This is a genomic window from Paracoccaceae bacterium, from assembly GCA_033344815.1.
In the GTDB taxonomy this organism is placed as follows: domain Bacteria; phylum Pseudomonadota; class Alphaproteobacteria; order Rhodobacterales; family Rhodobacteraceae; genus Roseobacter.
Genome location: JAWPMR010000001.1, coordinates 3,988,701 through 4,007,558, shown reverse-complemented (window position 1 = coordinate 4,007,558; position 18,858 = coordinate 3,988,701). Strand labels below are relative to the sequence as shown.

General features: G+C 55.5%; 16 protein-coding genes. 2 read left to right on the top strand and 14 right to left on the bottom strand.

What is annotated here, in order from left to right; all coding sequences use genetic code 11:
- Positions 1–98 precede the first annotated feature (98 nt).
- Complete coding sequence (locus R8G34_18510; protein ID MDW3224846.1) at positions 99–1,190, top strand: Zn-dependent alcohol dehydrogenase; 1,092 nt, start codon at positions 99–101, stop codon at positions 1,188–1,190.
- Between the two features lie 70 nt (positions 1,191–1,260).
- On the top strand, positions 1,261–2,493 hold the full coding sequence (locus R8G34_18505; GenBank protein ID MDW3224845.1) for a mandelate racemase/muconate lactonizing enzyme family protein: 1,233 nt from the start codon (positions 1,261–1,263) through the stop codon (positions 2,491–2,493).
- A 9-nt stretch (positions 2,494–2,502) separates the two neighbouring features.
- Here R8G34_18505 and R8G34_18500 read toward each other — a convergent pair whose 3' ends face one another.
- The 14 genes from R8G34_18500 to R8G34_18435 all read right to left on the bottom strand — a co-directional run bounded on the left by R8G34_18500 (position 2,503) and on the right by R8G34_18435 (position 18,851).
- The gene (locus R8G34_18500; GenBank protein ID MDW3224844.1) at positions 2,503–3,198 is read right to left on the bottom strand and encodes an RraA family protein; all 696 of its coding nucleotides are present in this window, start codon (positions 3,196–3,198) and stop codon (positions 2,503–2,505) included.
- Positions 3,198–4,325 (bottom strand): cobalamin-independent methionine synthase II family protein, encoded by a 1,128-nt coding sequence (locus R8G34_18495; GenBank protein ID MDW3224843.1) that lies wholly within the window; start codon positions 4,323–4,325, stop codon positions 3,198–3,200. The genes R8G34_18500 and R8G34_18495 overlap by 1 nt, the downstream gene beginning before the upstream one ends.
- Positions 4,322–5,308 carry a cupin domain-containing protein gene (locus R8G34_18490; GenBank protein MDW3224842.1) on the bottom strand — a complete coding sequence of 329 codons (987 nt, stop codon included), beginning with the start codon at positions 5,306–5,308 and terminating at the stop codon, positions 4,322–4,324. The genes R8G34_18495 and R8G34_18490 overlap by 4 nt, the downstream gene beginning before the upstream one ends.
- A gap of 331 nt (positions 5,309–5,639) precedes the next feature.
- On the bottom strand, positions 5,640–6,608 hold the full coding sequence (locus R8G34_18485) for an ester cyclase (protein MDW3224841.1): 969 nt from the start codon (positions 6,606–6,608) through the stop codon (positions 5,640–5,642).
- The gene (locus tag R8G34_18480) at positions 6,605–7,621 is read right to left on the bottom strand and encodes a LacI family DNA-binding transcriptional regulator (GenBank protein MDW3224840.1); all 1,017 of its coding nucleotides are present in this window, start codon (positions 7,619–7,621) and stop codon (positions 6,605–6,607) included. Before R8G34_18480 ends, R8G34_18485 begins: the two co-directional genes overlap by 4 nt.
- Positions 7,622–7,639: 18 nt before the next feature.
- A complete protein-coding gene (locus R8G34_18475) occupies positions 7,640–8,398 on the bottom strand; it encodes an SDR family oxidoreductase (protein ID MDW3224839.1) in 759 nt (252 codons plus the stop codon).
- Positions 8,398–9,414, bottom strand: coding sequence for an ester cyclase (locus R8G34_18470; protein MDW3224838.1), 1,017 nt, complete (start codon positions 9,412–9,414; stop codon positions 8,398–8,400). The genes R8G34_18475 and R8G34_18470 overlap by 1 nt, the downstream gene beginning before the upstream one ends.
- An 86-nt stretch (positions 9,415–9,500) precedes the next feature.
- The gene (hisD, locus tag R8G34_18465; protein ID MDW3224837.1) at positions 9,501–10,829 is read right to left on the bottom strand and encodes a histidinol dehydrogenase; all 1,329 of its coding nucleotides are present in this window, start codon (positions 10,827–10,829) and stop codon (positions 9,501–9,503) included.
- A 12-nt stretch (positions 10,830–10,841) separates the two neighbouring features.
- Complete coding sequence (locus R8G34_18460; GenBank protein ID MDW3224836.1) at positions 10,842–11,372, bottom strand: ester cyclase; 531 nt, start codon at positions 11,370–11,372, stop codon at positions 10,842–10,844.
- A 130-nt stretch (positions 11,373–11,502) separates the two neighbouring features.
- Complete coding sequence (locus tag R8G34_18455; GenBank protein ID MDW3224835.1) at positions 11,503–12,660, bottom strand: carbohydrate ABC transporter permease; 1,158 nt, start codon at positions 12,658–12,660, stop codon at positions 11,503–11,505.
- The gene (locus R8G34_18450) at positions 12,660–13,685 is read right to left on the bottom strand and encodes a sugar ABC transporter permease (GenBank protein ID MDW3224834.1); all 1,026 of its coding nucleotides are present in this window, start codon (positions 13,683–13,685) and stop codon (positions 12,660–12,662) included. Before R8G34_18450 ends, R8G34_18455 begins: the two co-directional genes overlap by 1 nt.
- Positions 13,686–13,791: 106 nt before the next feature.
- Positions 13,792–15,012 (bottom strand): extracellular solute-binding protein, encoded by a 1,221-nt coding sequence (locus R8G34_18445; GenBank protein MDW3224833.1) that lies wholly within the window; start codon positions 15,010–15,012, stop codon positions 13,792–13,794.
- Positions 15,013–15,094: 82 nt separating this feature from the next.
- Entirely contained in the window at positions 15,095–16,150 is a 1,056-nt protein-coding gene (locus R8G34_18440) for an ABC transporter ATP-binding protein (GenBank protein MDW3224832.1), read from the bottom strand.
- 505 nt (positions 16,151–16,655) lie between these two features.
- Positions 16,656–18,851 carry a thiamine pyrophosphate-dependent enzyme gene (locus tag R8G34_18435; protein ID MDW3224831.1) on the bottom strand — a complete coding sequence of 732 codons (2,196 nt, stop codon included), beginning with the start codon at positions 18,849–18,851 and terminating at the stop codon, positions 16,656–16,658.
- Positions 18,852–18,858: the final 7 nt, after the last annotated feature.

The window sequence follows — 18,858 nt, the reverse complement described above, 5'->3', positions numbered from 1 at the left end:
AATAACGACACCCCATGTCGGAAAGCATCTTGCACGCTGGCTGTCCTGACGGCACCCTCATCCAAGCGATACATGCACAACAGAAAGACCTGACCTCCATGCAGACAATCAAAGCCGCTGTTTGCCATAGTTTTGGCGAACCTCTTCAGATCGAAGACATCCAATTACGCGCACCTGAAATGGGCGAAGTCGAAGTTTCACTGGATGCCGTGGCCATCTGCCATTCAGATATTTCCTATGCGGAGGGCGCGTGGGGTGGATCGCTACCGGCGGTATACGGCCATGAAGCTGCAGGTATTGTAACTGGTCTGGGATCAGGTGTGCGCGGGATATCCGAAGGTGACAGCGTGGTGGTAACCCTCATCCGCGCGTGCGGCACCTGCGGCAGTTGCGCGGGCGGCAAACCAACGCTCTGTGAAACGCCTTACGATGGGGATCATGGTCCGATCAAAACGGCAACGGGCGGGAAACTGCACCAAGCGATGGCAACGGGGGCTTTTGCGGAAAAAGTCGTTGTGGATCAAAACCAAGTCGTGCGCATCGACCCCGACATGCCCAAGGCTGCCGCCAGCCTGATTGCCTGTGGCGTGATCACCGGCGTTGGCGCCGTAGTCAACGCCGCCGCCCTGCGCCCAGGACAGGACGTTGTGGTTATAGGCGCGGGCGGTGTCGGCCTGAATGCTATCCAGGGCGCGCGCATCGCCGGTGCGCGCCGTATCATCGCGGTCGATATGAGCCCTGAAAAGCTCGAAACAGCGCGGGATTTTGGTGCAACAGACGGCGTGCTTGCCACAGACGAAAAGCCTTGGAAACAAGCGTTCAAGGCGCTTGGCGGTCGGGGTGCTGATGCAGTGATTGTGACAGTGGGCGCAATTCCCGCCTATGATCAGGCCCCGCGTTATCTGGCGCAGGGGGGCAAGGTGATCATGGTCGGAATGCCCCATTCGGGCGCCTATTCCAGCTACGAACCCGTTGTTCTGGCGGCTTTGGGGCAGGGCATGGTCGGTTCTAAAATGGGTGATGTCGTCATCCAACGGGATATTCCATGGATGGCGGATCTCTACGCGCAGAAACGTTTAAAGCTCGATGAACTCATTTCAGGTCGCTGGAGCCTTGATCAGATCAACGAGGCGATTGCCGATACTAAAACAGGCGGCGCACGGCGCAACGTGATTATTTTTAACAGGTAATGCCTGAGAAGAAGCAACTACTGGCAAGGTGGGCTTTAGGCCACCGCTGTGCGGAATAGAGGAGCCCTCCATGAAACTTGCTGACCTCGATGTCATCGTCACGGCCCCTCCTGCTCCCGGATGGGGCGGGCGTTACTGGATCTTGGTCAAACTCACGACTGACGATGGTATCACGGGGTGGGGCGAGTGCTACGCGGCGTCTATTGGCCCAGACGCAATGCGCACAGTGATCGAGGACGTCTTTTCCCGTCATATGGCTGGTGAAAACCCCGAGAACATCGAGTTGATGTTCCGCCGGACCTATTCCTCGGGCTTCACACAACGACCGGACTTAACGGTTATGGGGGCTTTTTCAGGTTTGGAGATCGCTTGTTGGGACATTCTGGGCAAGGCGCGCAACCGCCCTGTTTGGGCGCTTCTCGGGGGGCGGATGAACGATCGTATCCGCGCCTATACCTACCTATATCCTCAGCCAGAACATGACATCTCAGCCTTTTGGGCATCGCCGGAAATGGCTGCCGAAAGCGCTGCCACCATGGTCGCCAAAGGCTACACGGCAGTTAAGTTTGACCCTGCGGGTCCCTACACAATGCGCGGGGGCCATATGCCCGGCATGCGCGACATTTCGCAATCCGTTGCCTTTTGCAATGCCATCCGTGAGGCTGTCGGCGACAAGGCTGATCTTCTTTTTGGGACACACGGTCAATTCACGACGGCAGGTGCAATTCGCCTTGGCCAAGCCTTGGAACCCTACTCACCGCTTTGGTTCGAGGAACCTATCCCGCCGGATGCCGTTGAAGAGATGGCGAAAGTCGCCCGCGCCGTCCGCATCCCTGTCGCAACAGGCGAACGCCTGACAACCAAAGCGGAATTTGCACCCGTGTTGCGCGCCGGGGCTGCCACGATCCTGCAACCCGCTTTGGGTCGGGCTGGCGGCATTTGGGAAACAAAGAAAATCGCCGCTTTAGCCGAAGTCTATAACGCGCAAATGGCGCCGCATCTCTATGCTGGGCCGGTGGAATGGGCGGCCAATATCCACCTCGCTGCATCTATTCCAAACCTGCTCATGGCCGAAACAATTGAAACGTCTTTTCATACCGCCTTGATCAAGGACACCATCCGCGTCGAAAATGGATTTGTAACCCCGCCGGAAACCCCGGGTTTGGGCATTGAGGTCGATGAAGACCTCGCCCGCGCGCATCCCTACACCGGCACCGGCCTGCATCTGGAAATGCGCGAAGAACCCTGTGACTACGTGGACGGTAATGCGTTTGAAGGGGGCGCACCGGCTCCAACGGATTGACGTCTTTGTTCAGGTACGGGAGGCCTCGAACGCCGCCCAAACCGCCTCGAATTCCGCAAAGCTGATTTGCTTATCTTTCACGGCATCAAAAACAATCTTTTCGGATTTAAAGAGCTGTTCAATCGCATCGCTTAAACCCGGAACAACCTCTTCCGGAATCACCACAGCCCCGTGACGATCCGCGTGAATCAAGTCACCCGGCGCAACCTTCATTCCAAAAATCTGCACTGGTTGATCAAAATCGATCACATGGACAAACCCATGGCTGGGTCCAACGGATCCGGCAACCACCGGAAACCCATCCGGTAGGTCGCCAAGGTCGCGCATCACGCCATCAGTTAAGGCCCCCGACAAGCCAAATGCCTTGTGAATATTGGTGTTCACTTCACCCCAATAGGCACCAATTGCATTCGGCACATCCATGTCCTGGACGACCGCAACCCCAGGGCGCGGCCCTTCCGCCATGTATTTATAGTACCCCATGCGGCGCGCACGGATAACGTCGGGTGCCTCACTTGGGGCGTTCACAGCTTGAATACGTGCTGTGCGCGCATAACCCACCATCGCCCCAGCGCTCGGATCAGACGCCAGCATCGTGCCTCGGGTGAAATCGTTGAACCCGCGTTTTCCTTGTGCGACCTCAATCGCATTGCAAACAGTGGGTGTATCCACACGGCGCAGCAGGTCCAAAAGGGCGTCGTCCATTATCGCTGCCCTGCCAGTTTTGCCCCGTCAGACAAGGCTTGCAGCTTGGCAAAGGCGATCTCTGGATCAACCGCGCCGAACCCAGCGAACGTCCCAAAACCACAATCCGATCCGGCAATCACGCGCTGTGCACCCACAATTCCGGTGAACCGCTCGATCCGCTGTGCCACCAGTTCAGGATGTTCGACGAAATTTGTCGTCGTATCCACCACGCCCGGCACCAGCACTTTGGTGTCCGGGATATCGGCTTTGCGATCCCGAAACACCGTCCATTCATGGGCATGCCTGGGGTTAGAAGTCTCAAACAATACATGGCGCGCCTTTGCGGACATCAGCGTATCGAACACTTTTTCCATCCCGATATCGCAGACATGCGGCCCCTCGTAGTTGCCCCAGCAGATGTGGATGCGCACACGGTCTTCAGGCACATCCTGCAAAGCGTGGTTCAACGCTTCTACATGCGCCCCAGCGATTTTCAAAAACTCCGTATCGCTTAGATCGTTGAACAGCATGTGCCGTGACAGCGCCAGATCAGGACAGTCAAGTTGCACATCCAGACCGGCGGCCACAATGGTTTGGTATTCCTCACGCATCGCATCTGCCAGCGCCGCCAGGTAAGCCTCTCGAGTCTTGTAGAAATCGTTTTGCAGGAACAGAGAAATCACACCGGGGCTGGCCGCATTCATGAAACCGCGCTGTGCCCCGTGCTGTGCCATCGCCGCTTTGAGGTTTGCGATATCCTTTTGCAGTTCCCCCTGCCCTTTGGAAGTCACCTCACCAGTACACATGGGGCGCGCATATTTCGGCGTGCCACCATCATCCGCCAAGCGCTTTAGGAAACTGGGGAACTTCTTGAGATCAGCTGGCGCATTGCGTGGGCTGTCACCGGAAAACCCAGTGTAGCGATCTTTGACATAGGTCGCATAAGAGATCTTTGACGTCTCGCCATCGCTGACGATATCCACGCCAGCGGCGATTTGTTTTGCCACCGTTTCCGATACCGCCGCTGCCATGGCAGCATCAAAAGCAGCCTCATCATAGGGTTCTTCACGTTCGCGCGCGAAGATGAAGTCTACGATTTCCTGGGTGCGAGGAAGGCTGCCGACGTGTGTGGTTGCGATGTTCATGTGCCGCTCCATGTTGGGCCAGCGGCATCATCCGTGGCAATGATATGAAAAAGGGACGCTTCACCCGTCATCGACGGCGTTGCCTTGTGCATAACGCCTTCGGGCACAGAAACCGTATCCCCTGGGTTTAACGTGACTTGCCCGTCCGAGCCTAGATCAGAGCCTGCCCATGTGAGGTGCCAGTGTCCTTTCATGGGCATCAAAACGGATGCACGATCATGTTTGTGCATTTCTGTGCTGGCGGATGCGCCGGTGAGAAAGCTCACTTCAAACCCCGGTTTGTCCCGGATGATCCCGGTCTCTCCGATCACAAGACAGGGCGTTCTTTGCGCCATGGCCACCATATCGTTGTACCGGCGCACACCAAATCCGACGACTTCCATCGGTGACAGTTCCGGAAAAGTCTTGAGCTCCGCGTCGCTCAAAACTGCCATGGGATGTACGCCGTCAGGCAGACAGGCCCCCTGCTTGCTATCATAGAGTTTCCCGTTTTCTCCGAGGATCAGGCCGTGATCCTTCGCATCCTCGATCACTTGCGGCGCCCAAAGCACGCCACCGCCCGCGTCATCCCCGCCAAGGATCGCCATGATCATCCCGTAATCGGTGCCAATGTTTTCAAAGCCGCGAAAAATCCCAGTTGGAATGTTGATGATGTCGCCCTCTTCCAGAACGACCTCACCCGCATCCCCCCAGCGCCCCCAGAAAAACCGCCACCTTCCTTTCAGGACGAAAAATACTTCAGCGGTCCGGTGACTGTGAAGTGAATTGCGGCACTTAGGTGGTTGCCCAGCAGCGCCAATGTTGAACCCATGCGGGATCGAAATATGAACATGCTGGTCCGGGCTTTCCGACACCCCTCCGCCGATGATCGTGAAGTTTTCTTTCTGATCGCTCCCCGGCGTATGCGCGTCAATAAAAGCGGTCTTGCAAGGCATCAGATCGCCGTAGCGTACAATCCGGGCTTCCATCTCGGTAGGGGTCATTGGTTTTTTTCCTTTCCGTCAGAATCCGCGTCACGAGCAATCTCGACCAAAGCATCGGCCAATGCGATCATGTCCGTCCGTTCTATCCGTTGATTTTTCACGGTGGTCCATCCGGAACTCATTCGGGGATAAAATCGTGCGTCCTCCGCGTTCCCACCCTGTTGTGCTTTGATGTTGCCACCTATCACGGGCACGAAACGTTCTCGAACGGGCGCAGCAAAGCTATCGAAAACGTCCTTCAAAGTGGGATAATTAAACTGAATGTGCATTTCTGCCTCTACAAATTTCGAAAGGAATAGCCTAGCCAATCAAAGTCTTGAAATTCATCGGTTTAGCCTGTGTGGAGCAGGATCTGTTTCCAGATCGTCGTTTCATCGAAAATCACATACTCACGGCGCAACCCCCAAGGGCCAAATTCTGCATGGCAAATACCCAAAAGGTAGACCTGTGCCCCGGTTGGCGCGCCAAAGCTACCCCAGCCGCTGTGTTTACCCGTCAATGACCAACGCAATGCGGCGCGTGGCGGCATTAACGGATCATCGCGACCAATCTGGTGATCTATCTGGAACGTCGCATCCGGGAAGGACGCGCGCAGCCCCATCCAGAACTGATCGACATCGCCGTGACTATGACCGGTCACGCCACCAGGGTATTCCACATGAACTGCACGGTCGTATTCCACAGGGATCGCCGCCATATCCGCACCCATGATACGGGTGATGATATCGGCGTATTTAGCGCCCCATTCGTTTTCGTTGCCCTGCCCTTTATAGGGGCCGGGTTGATCTGTTTCCGGCGCCAGTGGCTTAACGCATGTTTCGGGCCCACCTTCGCGTTCGATCAGATCAGCGGCATAGTCCTTGGGATGCCATCCCAATTGTCGCACGATCGCTCCCTGATCCCGGATCAGCCATTCGTCATTGATCTGATTGTTGATCGCATGGCAATCCGCCATAATCCTATAGGTGAGCTTTTTACCCGTTGCTTTGCCATAAACCCCATCATGGGTATGGGTCGCCGTGCTCAGCAGCCGATGCGAGGATAACATCCCTTCTTCGGGTGTACCGGACCAAATCACGTCTTCTCCCAAGAGGGTACGGTCCGGGAATTCGGCCAATGTCGCCATTGTCGCGCCGATTACATTTTGATTGCCAATCACAACGGAGGCAGGGGAGCGCACGACGATGTCATCCGAATAGTACTGGTGTAGCGTCGCTATCCCGCGCTCTTCCCAGATTTCGCGTGTAATCCCGATGATATAGTCTGGGAAATCCTTGAATTTCGGATCGAAGCCTTTCATGGCTGGTTACCTTCCGGTTTGCGGGCAGAGCCGCGGATAATCAACGGGCCGTCGAGGGTAATGCGGCGCGGTTCTTCATCATCCTCAGCAAGACGGGCCAAAAGTGCCGTAACAGTGGCCGAGACCATCTGGTTCGTCGGCTGGCGCACGGTTGTGAGGTCATAGCTTGGCCAATGGGACAGCGTCACGTCATCATATCCAACCACAGAAACATCCTGCGGAACACTCAGATCCAATTCATACCGCAGCACATCCATCACGGCGAAGGCCATATGGTCATTTGCAACAAAGACCGCATCAGGGCGTTCTTGCGCACCGAACATCTCACGCGCCGCAGATTTCGCCTTTTCAAAATTGAAATTCCCGGTGCCACGCGCAAAAAGCGTTTGACCGGCGTCTTTGAGGCCCGCCATGAAACCAGCCTCTCGGTCGATCTGGGTGGATGCGCCTTCCCACCCAGCGATGTGAGCGATACGTTTGTGCCCACCTGCAACAAGGAATTCAGCCAGCTTACGCCCGCCCGTAACGTTGTCGGATGTTACGCTGGTCAGGCGTTCGTCATATTGATGCCGGTTGAACAACACGATGGGGATGCCGAGCCCCTCACAACGTTTGGTCAGGTCATTGGACAGTCCCACAGAGGCGGCAATAATCGCATCCACTTGGTAGTCGAGCAGTTCGTCAATAACACCCTGCGTCGCTTCGTGATCATTTGAGGCCATAAAGACAAGCACGTGGTATCCTTTGGCCTGCAAAGCCTTGGACAAACGTTCAATCGCTTCGGGATAAAACTGATTTTCCAGATAGGCCACCACAAGCCCGATGATCCGGCTGCGCCCCGTGATCAAAGACCGCGCCAGCACGTTGGGACGATACCCGAGCGCCGCCGCCGCCCGACGTACCTTGTCGGCGGTACTCTTGCTCACAGATGCACCGGGCGTGAACACGCGGCTCACGGCGGAACGGCTGACGCCCGCCTTTTCGGCCACTTCCATGGATGTCACCTTGCCCATATTATTCAAGCCTGCCCATCAACCCGCCGTCCAGCCGCCGTCAATCTTCAAGGATGTCCCCGTAATCATCGCAGAGGCGTCAGAAGCCAGAAACAACGCAGCGCCCATAATATCCTCTACCTCCCCGACGCGCGGCAGTTTTATCTTTTCCATGATCCACGCGAGCCGTTCCGGGTTGTCAAAAGTCACGGCAGAAAGAGGGGTGCGGATAAACGTCGGACAAATCGTGTTGATGCGGATACCGGACTTGCCCCACTCTATGGCCATGGATTTGACCATGCCTTCCAACGCATGTTTGGAGGCGCAGTATACCGCGCGATCCACACCACCCACATGGCCCATCTGACTCGAGATATGGATAATAGAACCTCTTTTACCAGCCTTCATCAGTGCCTTTGCCGCATGGCTTGAGAGGAAATACGCACCGCGCAGATTAATATTCATCACGGCGTCAAAATCATCCGGTGTCGTTTCAACCGCAGGGGAATGCCGCGCAAGACCTGCTGAGTTGATTACAATTTCAAACGGCGCAACAAAAACATCCGGCAAAGCCGCAATATCCGTTTGATCCAGTTGCATGGCTTCGACCGATAAGCCCTGCGCCGCCATTGCGTTCACCGAGGCTTCGAGCACATCCGCTCGACGCGCTGCACAAACCACATGTGCGCCCGCTTCTGCCAATGCAATGGCACACCCCAACCCAATGCCTGACGACGCGCCCGTCACCAAGGCGCGCTCGCCGGTCAGATCAAATTTCGGCGTTCTTGGCAGGTCCATCAAAGTGCCTTCCCCGTTTCGCTGTCAAATCCCGAACGGGCCTTGTTAAATTCCCGCATGCGCGCAAAAACATCCACGCCAATCTGATCATACATGTGCAACAGGTCCACCAATACCCAGTTTTCGCGTATCAATCCGTTTTCCACGCGCCAGAAATCCAAGCTGCGCATTTCGATCTTTTGCCCAGTCGGCGCAATCCCAAGCCACCCCCCATGGGTAATGGACTGATACATATCTGGCCAACCGGTTACGGCAGCATAATTGTGATCACCAAAGAAATGATATTCGATCTCATCCACGTATTGACCGCGATCCGGCATACCATTCAGGAATGGGATCTGGTGCCACTTGCGAAACCCGTCGATGCCGCGCCCCGTGCCAATGCCCGCCGGCCCATACCATGTCATCCGCGGATGCCAGAACCGTTCCATCTGCATGACTTCCGGCCCACCTTGGGAAGGGTGGCGTTTCAGGAATTCCAGCATATCGATAATATGCTGACAGGTGGCACGGCCCTTTTTATCATCGTAAGGCGCGGTTATGATACCATCACAGGTGGCAGGCCCTGGTATATGCCATTCTCGCCCGAGGCTGGGGGTCATTGGCCAGGCCTCAGACTGCATCATCACTTCTGGGATATCCCAAAGCGCCTGCATTTCCACCAACTTGCCATCTTTGAAACGATAAAACTCATGAAATCTCATATGCGCGGTATGGCCGGATGGTGGGATGTCCAGCCAGGCGTCCGTGAAGGTGCCAAGATAGAACCCACCACAGCCGACCCAATCACAGCCCTCCGGCGTCGACCCCGCCATAACGATATGATCTCGCCGCTCTAGGTCTGGCCATGCACGTAACAAGGGTGCGTACACCTGGTCCACATAGGCATCCACTCCGCCGATGGTTTCAAACGGGAAGGCAAGGTTAAACACCACATCAGGCGCACAGATCTCGCACAAAACCCGACGCAGATCTGCAAGGTCAAAATCATACATCGTCCCGCGCAGCGGCGTCATTAACTCTTTGTGTCTTGAGTGTTGGTCCATGATTTCTTTTGGCCTGAAATACTCTGGGGTCTGGGGCAACGCCCCGGCGTCCCTGCCTACTCCGCGGTTTCCTCTGCCGGGGCCCCTTCGCCGTAGGGGATATTGATACCACCATAGCGTCTCACCCTCAGATTGCATTGCTCCGCATGGCCCACGAAACCTTCGAGCATACACAGGCGCGACCCATAGGACCCGATCTCTACCGCCGCCTCATCCGTCAAAATCTTCTGGTAACTATGTGTTTTAAGGAATTTCCCAACCCAAAGCCCGCCAGTGTACCGTCCGGCTCTCTTGGTAGGCAAAGTGTGATTTGTCCCGATCACCTTGTCGCCATTGGCCACATTCGTGCGTGCTCCCAGAAAAAGCGCGCCGTAACAGGTCATGTTTTCCAGGAACCAATCATCACGATCTGTCATCACCTGTACGTGCTCCGAGGCGATGTCATCCGCGACCGCCAGCATCTCGTCATATGTATCACAAAGGATCACCTCTCCGTAATCCTCCCAACTGACGCAGGCCGTTTCTGCCGTCGGTAGGATCTCAAGAATACGGTCGATTTCGCGAAGGGTATTTTCCGCCAGTTTACGCGAATTGGTCAGCAAAACAGCAGGCGAATTGTATCCGTGCTCTGCCTGACCCAGCAGATCAGTGGCGCATAGTTCCGCATCCACCGTATCATCGGCAATTACCATCGTCTCGGTGGGTCCTGCGAACAGATCAATGCCGACGCGCCCGAAAAGCTGTCTTTTTGCCTCAGCCACATAGGCATTGCCGGGCCCTACGATCATGTGAACCGGATCAATCGTGTCCGTGCCAATGGCCATGGCACCGACCGCCTGAATACCGCCCATGACGTAAATCTCATGCGCGCCACCCAAATGCATCGCGGCGATGACGCCCGGATTTGGTTTGCCCTTAAACGGGGGCGTGCAAGCGATGATGCGCGGTACCTTTGCGACACTCGCGGTGGCAACCGACATATGCGCACTGGCCACCATAGGAAATTTACCGCCGGGCACGTAACAGCCCACGGATTGCACCGGGATATTTTTGTGGCCCAGAATAACGCCAGGCATGGTTTCCACTTCGATATCGAGCATGCTGTCCCGTTGTGCCTGCGCGAAATTGCGCACCTGCGCTTGGGCAAACCTAATGTCGTCCAACTCGCGCTGAGACAGTTGCGCGATTAAATCGTCAATCTCTGCAGCACTCAGTTTGAAACTGGCGGGAGCGTAATTGTCGAATTTTTCAGATAGCTCGCGCACGGCGACGTCACCCCGCGCCTCGATATCAGACAGAATAGCCTCAACCGACGCGCGCGTTTTCGCGTCATCTTCCGCGCGTTCCAATGCAGGTTTGCCTGTTTTCAAATACTCAATCGTCACTTTGCAAACTCCTCAAGACGCAGGGCGCGGCGGCGTCTTTTCGCCCCGATCAAAAGCCTCCCAGCCTTCACCCTGAAATACATCTCGGCCCAACTGGTCCAATACGTGGGGAAAATCGACCATCACCCAATTGTCAGTAATGCGGCCCTGCTCGACCTTCCAGAAATCCATGTAGCGGATTTCGATCCGCTTGCCGGTGGCAGCAACGCCCATGAAGTCCCCCGAATGCGTAGCTTCCTGGCGCCCGAAGGCCGCAGCCCATTCACCCATGAACAGGCGCGCTTCATCCACACAAACCTTATCCGAAAAAGCCGCCTGAAACGGGCGTTGCCAATTGTCCTGAAACTCCTGCAACCCGGTTTTTGACCCACATCCCTGATTGCCCATCCAACGAAAACTTTCGGCGAAAAACGCACCGATGTCGTCTATTCTGTGATCGTTCAATCCATCCACCATGCCTTCGATCACGGCGCGGGTTTCATCTGTCTTGCTCATGTCAGTGTCGCGACTGAGTATCGCCTGTTCTGGTCTCGAACCCTTCAATTGGGAGTCCTTTCATCTTGATTTTGAAAATGCGCATGGCGTGATCCCGCGCGGTTCAAGATAAAATCTCGAGGCACTCTGTTGAGGGCTGGGTGGCGCTGCATAAGCCCGGATCTGGCATTCTTACTCATCAGCCCTTCACAGCCCCCGCCGTCAGACCCGATACGATTTGGCGTTGAAACACCATAACCAAGAGAAACAGAGGCGCAGTAATCGAGACCGCAGCCGCCACGGCTTCAACCTGATCCGTGGTTGTGGTTTCACGGTTGAAATACCCCGCGATCGCCGGGACCATCGTCTGGTTTTGCGCATCCAGCAGCAGCGAGGTGACGAGGAAATCGTTGTACCCCAGCAGAAAGCTGAACAGACCTGTTGTGATGACGCCCGGCCACATGACTGGCATGATCACCCGGCGGAAAGCTTGAAAATGGCTGCATCCATCCACACGGGCAGCCTCATCAAGTTCGGCCGGAATATTCTGGAAGAAGGACCGCAGCATCCAGATGGTGAAGGGTTGGTTGATCGAGACCAGCACCGCGATAACCGCCCAGGGCTGGCCATAAAGCGTTGGAGCGCCTTCACCAAGAATCGGGCGCAGGATCTCTGAGGAATTGATGAAAACTGGCAGATAACCCGCCACAAGTACGGAATGTGGCAGAGCACGAAACACGAGCGCGAGGATCAGCAGCCAGAACGCCAGATCAGAGCCGGACCGCGCGAGGCCGTAGCCCGCCAACGTTCCCACCGTCAGCGAAATCGTGACCACACCCGCCGTCACCAGCATGGAGTTCAGGAAGTTGCGGTAGAATTCGTTTTCACCCCAGACCGCGACGTAGTGTTCGGTCGTCAGGCCCAGCACGGGTGCTCCGAGAGGGCCCAGCAGGCTGTTCAGCACGCCCAGAATCAACGGCATGAGACCAAAGAAGATCAGCACGAAACCAACCGCATAAAGCACGGCACCAAAGATCCACCCCAGGATCATCAGACCCGGCGGGCAGTAGATCTGCACCATCGCGGGCAGTTTGGTAAAGGCCCAACGGATGGCAAAAAAGATCACCACCAACCCAAAGGCGATGTCGATCACCGAAAGGCCATCGCCCCCGGCGCGAGTCGCTGGACCGAAGATCACATCCCACGGGCTGGCCGCAAAAGCATCCACGGGGGATTTGAAACTCATGACCGCAATCCAAAAGATCGGAAAGGCGGCCAGAACACACCAGAAGGCGAGGAACGCACCAGATGATAGACGCAGTGCCAACGACTGCTGCATGGCTTTGGGCGTGGACATCAGTGCGCGCTCCCTTTGTGGTCGCGCCATGTGCGACGCAGCGGCAGAATCAACAAGAATACAATCCCGATCATGGTCAGCATGGCCGAGGCCGAGGCGCGTGAAATCGCGCGGTTGCCCGCATCATCCGGCGTCATGAAGTCATACGTCAGCCATTGCAGCGAGATCACATGCGCCTGACTGCGGAAACCGACAATTTCCTCAAAGACGCGATAACAGTCCATCAGATGGATCAGCGCGATGAAGACAATGAGCGGCATCAGATGCGGCACGATCACATGGCGCAGACGTTCCCAGCGACTGGCACCGTCGATCACGGCCGATTCCAGAGTGTCCATATTCACGGTCTGCAGCCCGGCATAAAAAATCACGAAGGCAAAAGGCGCGACGTGCCAGACCCGGTAGAAATACATCAGGAGCTCAATGGTCCATGCCTGTGCGAACATGGAGATATTGGTGCCCGTCCAGCGCTCCATCATGGCGGTCAGGATACCGTCTCCGACAAACAACCAGTAGATTGACAATGACCCGATCACTGGCGTGATGATAAAAGGCAACAAAGAGATAAAGATGATTGGACCCCGGATTGCGCGCGTGGCGTTGTTCACCGCCAACGCAATGGCCAACCCGACACCGATCACGAGCGGCAAGGTCAGCAGGGTAAAAGACAGCGTGAAACGCAGCGCTTTCCAAAAATCAATCTGCATAATATCGCGCCAGCTTCCGTTGCTGACGGCTTCCCAGAATTTGTCCATTTGCAAAACGTTTTGGTAGCTTTGCAAACCAACCCATCGGGTCTGTGTAATGGTCTTGCCATTGTCATCAAGCACGGGAACGGTTTTGGTTTCGGTCGTACAGGTCTGGGTCAGGAAACCAGGCGTGCAGGTTTCAACCTCCACGCGCTCCAGAATGGGTTGCGTGACCTGAAAGCTCTGGATGAAAACGCTGACCAAAGGCGCGGCGATGAATAGCAACATCATAAAGACGGAGGGTCCTACAAAGGCTGCGAATGTCTTGAATTTCATTGAGCACTCCTCGCGAAAAACCGCTTTGCAATGTATCCAGACCGGCTTTGCAAACCGCTGAAAACCATGCGCTGGCCGGTACATGCACCAACCAGCGCATGGTCCGTTACTTCAAAACGCCCGCTTCTTTGGCAGAGGTCGTATAGGCTTCTTCAATGGCCACGAGCGTCGCTTGAGCGTCACGTTCGCCGGTTAAGAACGCGGGCAACTCGTTGCCCAAAACCGTATGCATCAAACCCATCTGCGTGGTTGAAGGGTATGCAGGAGGTGCCGGATTGGCTGTCGCAGTAGCGATCGCACCTGCAGCGATATCTGTTGGTTCATAGCCTTGCACCAACCAGATCGCAGCTTCATTTGCGCCCTGAACCGTCTCCGCATCAAGCCCTTCCATCGCCAGACGGAAGGCCGCATCGGCTTCCTCGTCCGTAATATTCTTGGCGATGACGATACCGTCCCACCAAAGTGTCGTTGCTGGCGCTCCGCCTTCAACAGCCGCCGGAGCGGCGGCCATCGCAACCTTTCCAACAACCTGGCTTTCCGCCGCATCATTCATGGCACCGGCACGGCTCGCCCACAGGTTTGCCATCGCGATCTTGCCCTGCTGAAACTGTTGCTGAACATAGGTTGAATCACTCACAAGAACTTCTGGATCAGTGAATGCCAGCGCCTTTTGCATCGTAGCGAGCGCTTGCATACCCGCGTCGGAATTGACGGCCGCCGTGTTATCCTCATTGAAGAATTTTCCGCCAAAGCCCGGATACATGTTCACGAATTCCTGCGCGAGATTCCAGCCGGATTTCATGGTTGCTCCCAAGGGGTAATCCACCACGCCCGCCGCCTGAATTTTCTCAGCGGCCGCATAGACTTCGTCCCAGCTTGTCGGAACGTCGATGCCCAGATCCGCGAACACATCCGAACGGTACATCAGGTGCTGCGTATTCACCATCATTGCAACGGCCATAATTTCGCCGTTGATGCGAATGAGTTGGTTTGGCGTAAGGTTCTGCCCATATTTTGCCACCAGATCATCCAGTGGACGAATGGTCCCGGCATTGATCAGCGGTGTGATTGTCCCGTTCGAGACGCCCCCGATCTGGTATAGCGATGGGTTGGCCTCAAAAGCTGCAGGCTGTTTTGTGCGGAATTCCTGATCCAGCTCTGCTTGAAAGTTTCCGCATTCCGCCATGGCGTCTGTAACTGCTTTCCAAGCTTCAAATCCCGCCGACAATGATTTGATCGGGGTGGTATTTTCGTAAGAACAGGTCGCAAAAGAAGCGCTCCCCATAAGCGAGATCGCGCCCGCCAGTGCAATTTTCCTAAAAAACATATGCAAACTCCCTGTTGCAATTGGCTTGGGTGCATCTTGCAAGGCTGCACCCTTTGTGGGCCCCACAAAGGGGCGGATTGGATCAAGCCGCGTTGATGCGCGTCCCGGTTTTTTCATCAAACAAATGACAGATGGAGACCGGCACGTCGAAAGACACTATATCCCCGATCTCGGCACGAAACTCCTTGTGCGCTTTGACTGAAACGAGTTGTCCGCCTGCGCGCACCGTCAACATCGTCGCATCACCCAATAACTCGATGGTATAGATGGGTGCCGTGATCTGGCCGTTGGTGCCCTCCGCCAAGGTCGCATCCTCGGCACGAAATCCCAGAATGACCGGCCCCTCACCGCCAGACAGTCCGGGGATTGAGACTTTGTCGCCGCTGAATACTCCGCCGCTGATCGAACCATCCATCAGGTTCATTGCCGGGCTGCCGATAAAGCTCGCCACGAAGGTGTTTTCCGGATGATCATAGATGTCCGTGGGCGTGCCGACCTGTTGCACCTTGCCCTGTTTCATAACGACCACCCGATCCGCCAACGTCATGGCCTCAATCTGGTCATGTGTTACGTAAACAGTCGTCACTTTGAGTTCGTGGCTCAGGTTCTTGATTTGAGCGCGCGTCGACACGCGCAGTTTTGCATCGAGGTTCGACAGTGGTTCATCCATCAAAAAGACATTAGGCTCGCGTACAATTGCCCGCGCGAGCGCAACGCGCTGGCGTTGGCCGCCGGAGAGTTCGGCAGGCTTGCGATGGAGAAATTCATCCAATTCAACCATGGCCGATGCACGTCGTACACGTTCGTCGTGTTCGTTTTCGGGAATTTTCCGAACTTTCAGCGGAAAGCGGATGTTATCGTAGACGTTCATGTTCGGATAAAGACCATAAGACTGAAACACCATCGCGACATCGCGATCCTTGGGATCCAGATCGTTGACTACTCTGCCGTCGATAATGATCTCGCCATCTGTGGCATCTTCCAGCCCGGCAATCATCCGCATGGTTGTTGTCTTTCCGCAGCCCGACGGACCCAGCAAGACAAGAAATTCCTGATCCGCAATTGTGAGGTCGAAATTATCGACGCCTACAAAGCTTCCCCACCGCTTGTTGATGTTTCGCAGTTGAATTTCAGCCATGATAACCCCGCCGTCGCAGACCTGCTTTTTGCAAGCGTCACCTAACGCTAGACATTCAGATTGCCTCTTGGCAAGTTTTTTTTGCACACGTGTGCAAAAGCGCGTGGATTGGCGTGTGACGGTGCGTATTTTCAAGTCAGAATTCTAGAATTCCTGCTTTCGATGACAGGTACTATGACGTCTCCCGAAACAGACGTATCAATCCCTTTGAAGCGCATTCGACGCGACCGGGAAAATGTCTATAAATGTCAATTGGTTCGTTTTCTGAAACATGACGGTCCAATCCAACGGCGAGCTTTCCGCCACATTTCCAAGTCGACATCGCCAGTCCGATTTAATCAGGTCTGTCGGCACATAGTTTGTTTGTCGTTTCAACAATACCACCACGTTGAGGTTTCGCCCGACCCTTCAACAATCGTTTTGTCGGAAAGCTCAAACTTTATGCGTGTTGGCTCTATGGCATGAACCGGGAACGAATCGTCGCATCGTTGCTCCAGCGGGCTTCTCATTCCGAGCTGTATAAGCCCAACAAATCTTTGACCGCCGACACAATACTGTCCCGTGACGGAAGCGTTGCGGCATAGGCCGGTCCAGTTGCAATGAAACTATCCGTCGCGCTTAAACGCGCAACTTGTGCTACGTTGTTTTCGGCAAACAATGCCATCAAGGCTTCCGCCTGGCCGCCGGTACGACGGCATTCATCTACAATCAGAATGCGGTGGCATCCTCGGATCGCCTCCAACAGAGCGGTTTCCGGCAAAGGTGCCAGCCAGCGCAAGTCAATGACCCGCGTTCCGATATTTTCGGCTTCCAACACCTCCTGTGCCTGTCGCGACAGATAGTGACCGTTGCCATAGGTCACGATCGCAACCTCCGCCCCATCACCGTGGACGCCAATGGATCCAAGCGGAAGCCGCGCATCTGGTTCTGGATACGGTGTCATCCACGCCCCGTCACCTTCATGGTGCAGATCTCGCATTGGATACAAGGCAATCGGCTCCACGAACACACAGACGCGCTGCTCTTCTCGCGCAAGCCGGTGGCATTCGCGCAGCATCTGCGCCGCATCATGCCCGTTTGATGGGCACGCAACAATCAGACCCGGTATGTCCCGCAGCACCGCCAGCGAATTGTCGTTGTGAAAATGCCCGCCAAACCCTTTTTGATAGCCCAAACCCGCGATGCGCAACACCATTGGGTTGCTCCACTGACCATTGGAGAAAAACGGTAGTGTTGCCGCTTCGCCGCGCAGTTGGTCCTCCGCATTGTGCAGGTATGCGAGGAATTGAATCTCCGGCATCGGGATAAATCCGTTGTGCGCCATGCCAATCGCCAGACCCAAAATGGATTGTTCATCCAACAGCGTATCAATCACACGATCAGGGCCAAAGCGCGCTTGCAGCTTTTGGGTGACGCCATAAACGCCGCCTTTTCGGCCAACATCTTCGCCCATAACCAATGTCTCAGGATGCTCCAACATCAAATCGTGCAACGCCCAATTGATCAGACGCGACATCGGCTGCGGCGTGTCCATTTGCGCAAAATCTGAGCCAAACAAGCTCTTGCGGTGTTTTGGATCAGGGCCGTTACTAGGAGCGCAGGCACGCGGCGGTGGCACAATGCTCGACATCACGTCTTGTGCCGATTGCAGATGCGGGCGTTTTACAACCAGTTTCGCGTCTGCGTGAACCGCCTCCAACGTATCTTGATACACTTGCAACAAAACATCCGCAGTCGCCGCTTTTGCCTCGATCAAGAGCCGGGCACTATGCAAAAGAGGATCATTCGCTTCATCGGCCTCAACTTCAGCGCGCGGCAGATAGCTTGTGACAACATCTGCGCCTGCATGCCCATAGAGCCGAATAGTCGTCAAATGTAAGAACGCGGGCTTGCGTTTGGTTCTGACATATTCCGCCGCCTCGCTGGCCACGGCGAAGGCATCAAAAATATCCAATCCATCCGCCTCGAAATACGCAATGCCGGGTCGATGTTGCATCGAGGCCTTTGTCCAGCCTCTTGGCGTTTTCGTCGAAATGCCAATGCCGTTGTCCTCACAAACCATCAAAAGCGGCAAAGGCACCCCTTGGACAGAAGTCCAGCCTGCCGCGTTGATCATGCCTTGCGCCGTCGAATGATTGGCCGACGCATCCCCAAAAGAGACCATTGCAAGGCCGTCACGTGCCAGGCATTGATGTTCGGGTGCACGGCGGCGCGTAAGCCCGATGCTATAGGCCGCTCCCAAAGCTTTTGGCAAATGACTGGCGATGGTGGATGTTTGGGGCGGGATCATCAAAGCACGGCTGCCCAGCACTTTATGCCGCCCCCCACTTGTTGGATCCTCTGATGAGCAGGCGAAACTCAGCAGAATGTCGCGCATCATGCCATTCTGACCGGCTTGCGCTGCCCGTGCGATCTGAAACGCCGCATCGCGGTAATGCAGAAAAGCGATGTCATCTGGTCGCAGGGCTTGTGCTATGGCGGCCATGCCTTCGTGGCCCGAGGAACCGATGGTGTAAAACCCCTGTCCCGCCCGTTGCATCGCGCGGCTCTCAATATCCAAGGCGCGGCTCAGCACCTGAGACTTGTACAGGCTAAAAGCGACCTCGTTGGAAAGCTGACCTTTTGGTGCGCGTCCTTCGGGGAAATCCTGAGACGTGAGACGCGACAGGAAATTTTCATGAACGATTTGAACGCGGTCCATCAGTTAC

Bases quoted from the DNA above. Each gene is read 5' to 3' on its own strand.
- R8G34_18485 (MDW3224841.1), bottom strand. From the start codon at position 6,608: ATGAAAGGCTTCGATCCGAAATTCAAGGATTTCCCAGACTATATCATC.
- R8G34_18445 (MDW3224833.1), bottom strand. From the start codon at position 15,012: ATGTTTTTTAGGAAAATTGCACTGGCGGGCGCGATCTCGCTTATGGGG.
- R8G34_18495 (MDW3224843.1), bottom strand. From the start codon at position 4,325: ATGAACATCGCAACCACACACGTCGGCAGCCTTCCTCGCACCCAGGAA.
- R8G34_18450 (MDW3224834.1), bottom strand. From the start codon at position 13,685: ATGAAATTCAAGACATTCGCAGCCTTTGTAGGACCCTCCGTCTTTATG.
- R8G34_18490 (MDW3224842.1), bottom strand. From the start codon at position 5,308: ATGACCCCTACCGAGATGGAAGCCCGGATTGTACGCTACGGCGATCTG.
- R8G34_18440 (MDW3224832.1), bottom strand. From the start codon at position 16,150: ATGGCTGAAATTCAACTGCGAAACATCAACAAGCGGTGGGGAAGCTTT.
- R8G34_18505 (MDW3224845.1), top strand. From the start codon at position 1,261: ATGAAACTTGCTGACCTCGATGTCATCGTCACGGCCCCTCCTGCTCCC.
- R8G34_18470 (MDW3224838.1), bottom strand. From the start codon at position 9,414: ATGACGCCGCTGCGCGGGACGATGTATGATTTTGACCTTGCAGATCTG.
- R8G34_18435 (MDW3224831.1), bottom strand. From the start codon at position 18,851: ATGGACCGCGTTCAAATCGTTCATGAAAATTTCCTGTCGCGTCTCACG.
- R8G34_18500 (MDW3224844.1), bottom strand. From the start codon at position 3,198: ATGGACGACGCCCTTTTGGACCTGCTGCGCCGTGTGGATACACCCACT.
- R8G34_18480 (MDW3224840.1), bottom strand. From the start codon at position 7,621: ATGGGCAAGGTGACATCCATGGAAGTGGCCGAAAAGGCGGGCGTCAGC.
- R8G34_18510 (MDW3224846.1), top strand. From the start codon at position 99: ATGCAGACAATCAAAGCCGCTGTTTGCCATAGTTTTGGCGAACCTCTT.
- R8G34_18475 (MDW3224839.1), bottom strand. From the start codon at position 8,398: ATGGACCTGCCAAGAACGCCGAAATTTGATCTGACCGGCGAGCGCGCC.
- R8G34_18455 (MDW3224835.1), bottom strand. From the start codon at position 12,660: ATGTCCACGCCCAAAGCCATGCAGCAGTCGTTGGCACTGCGTCTATCA.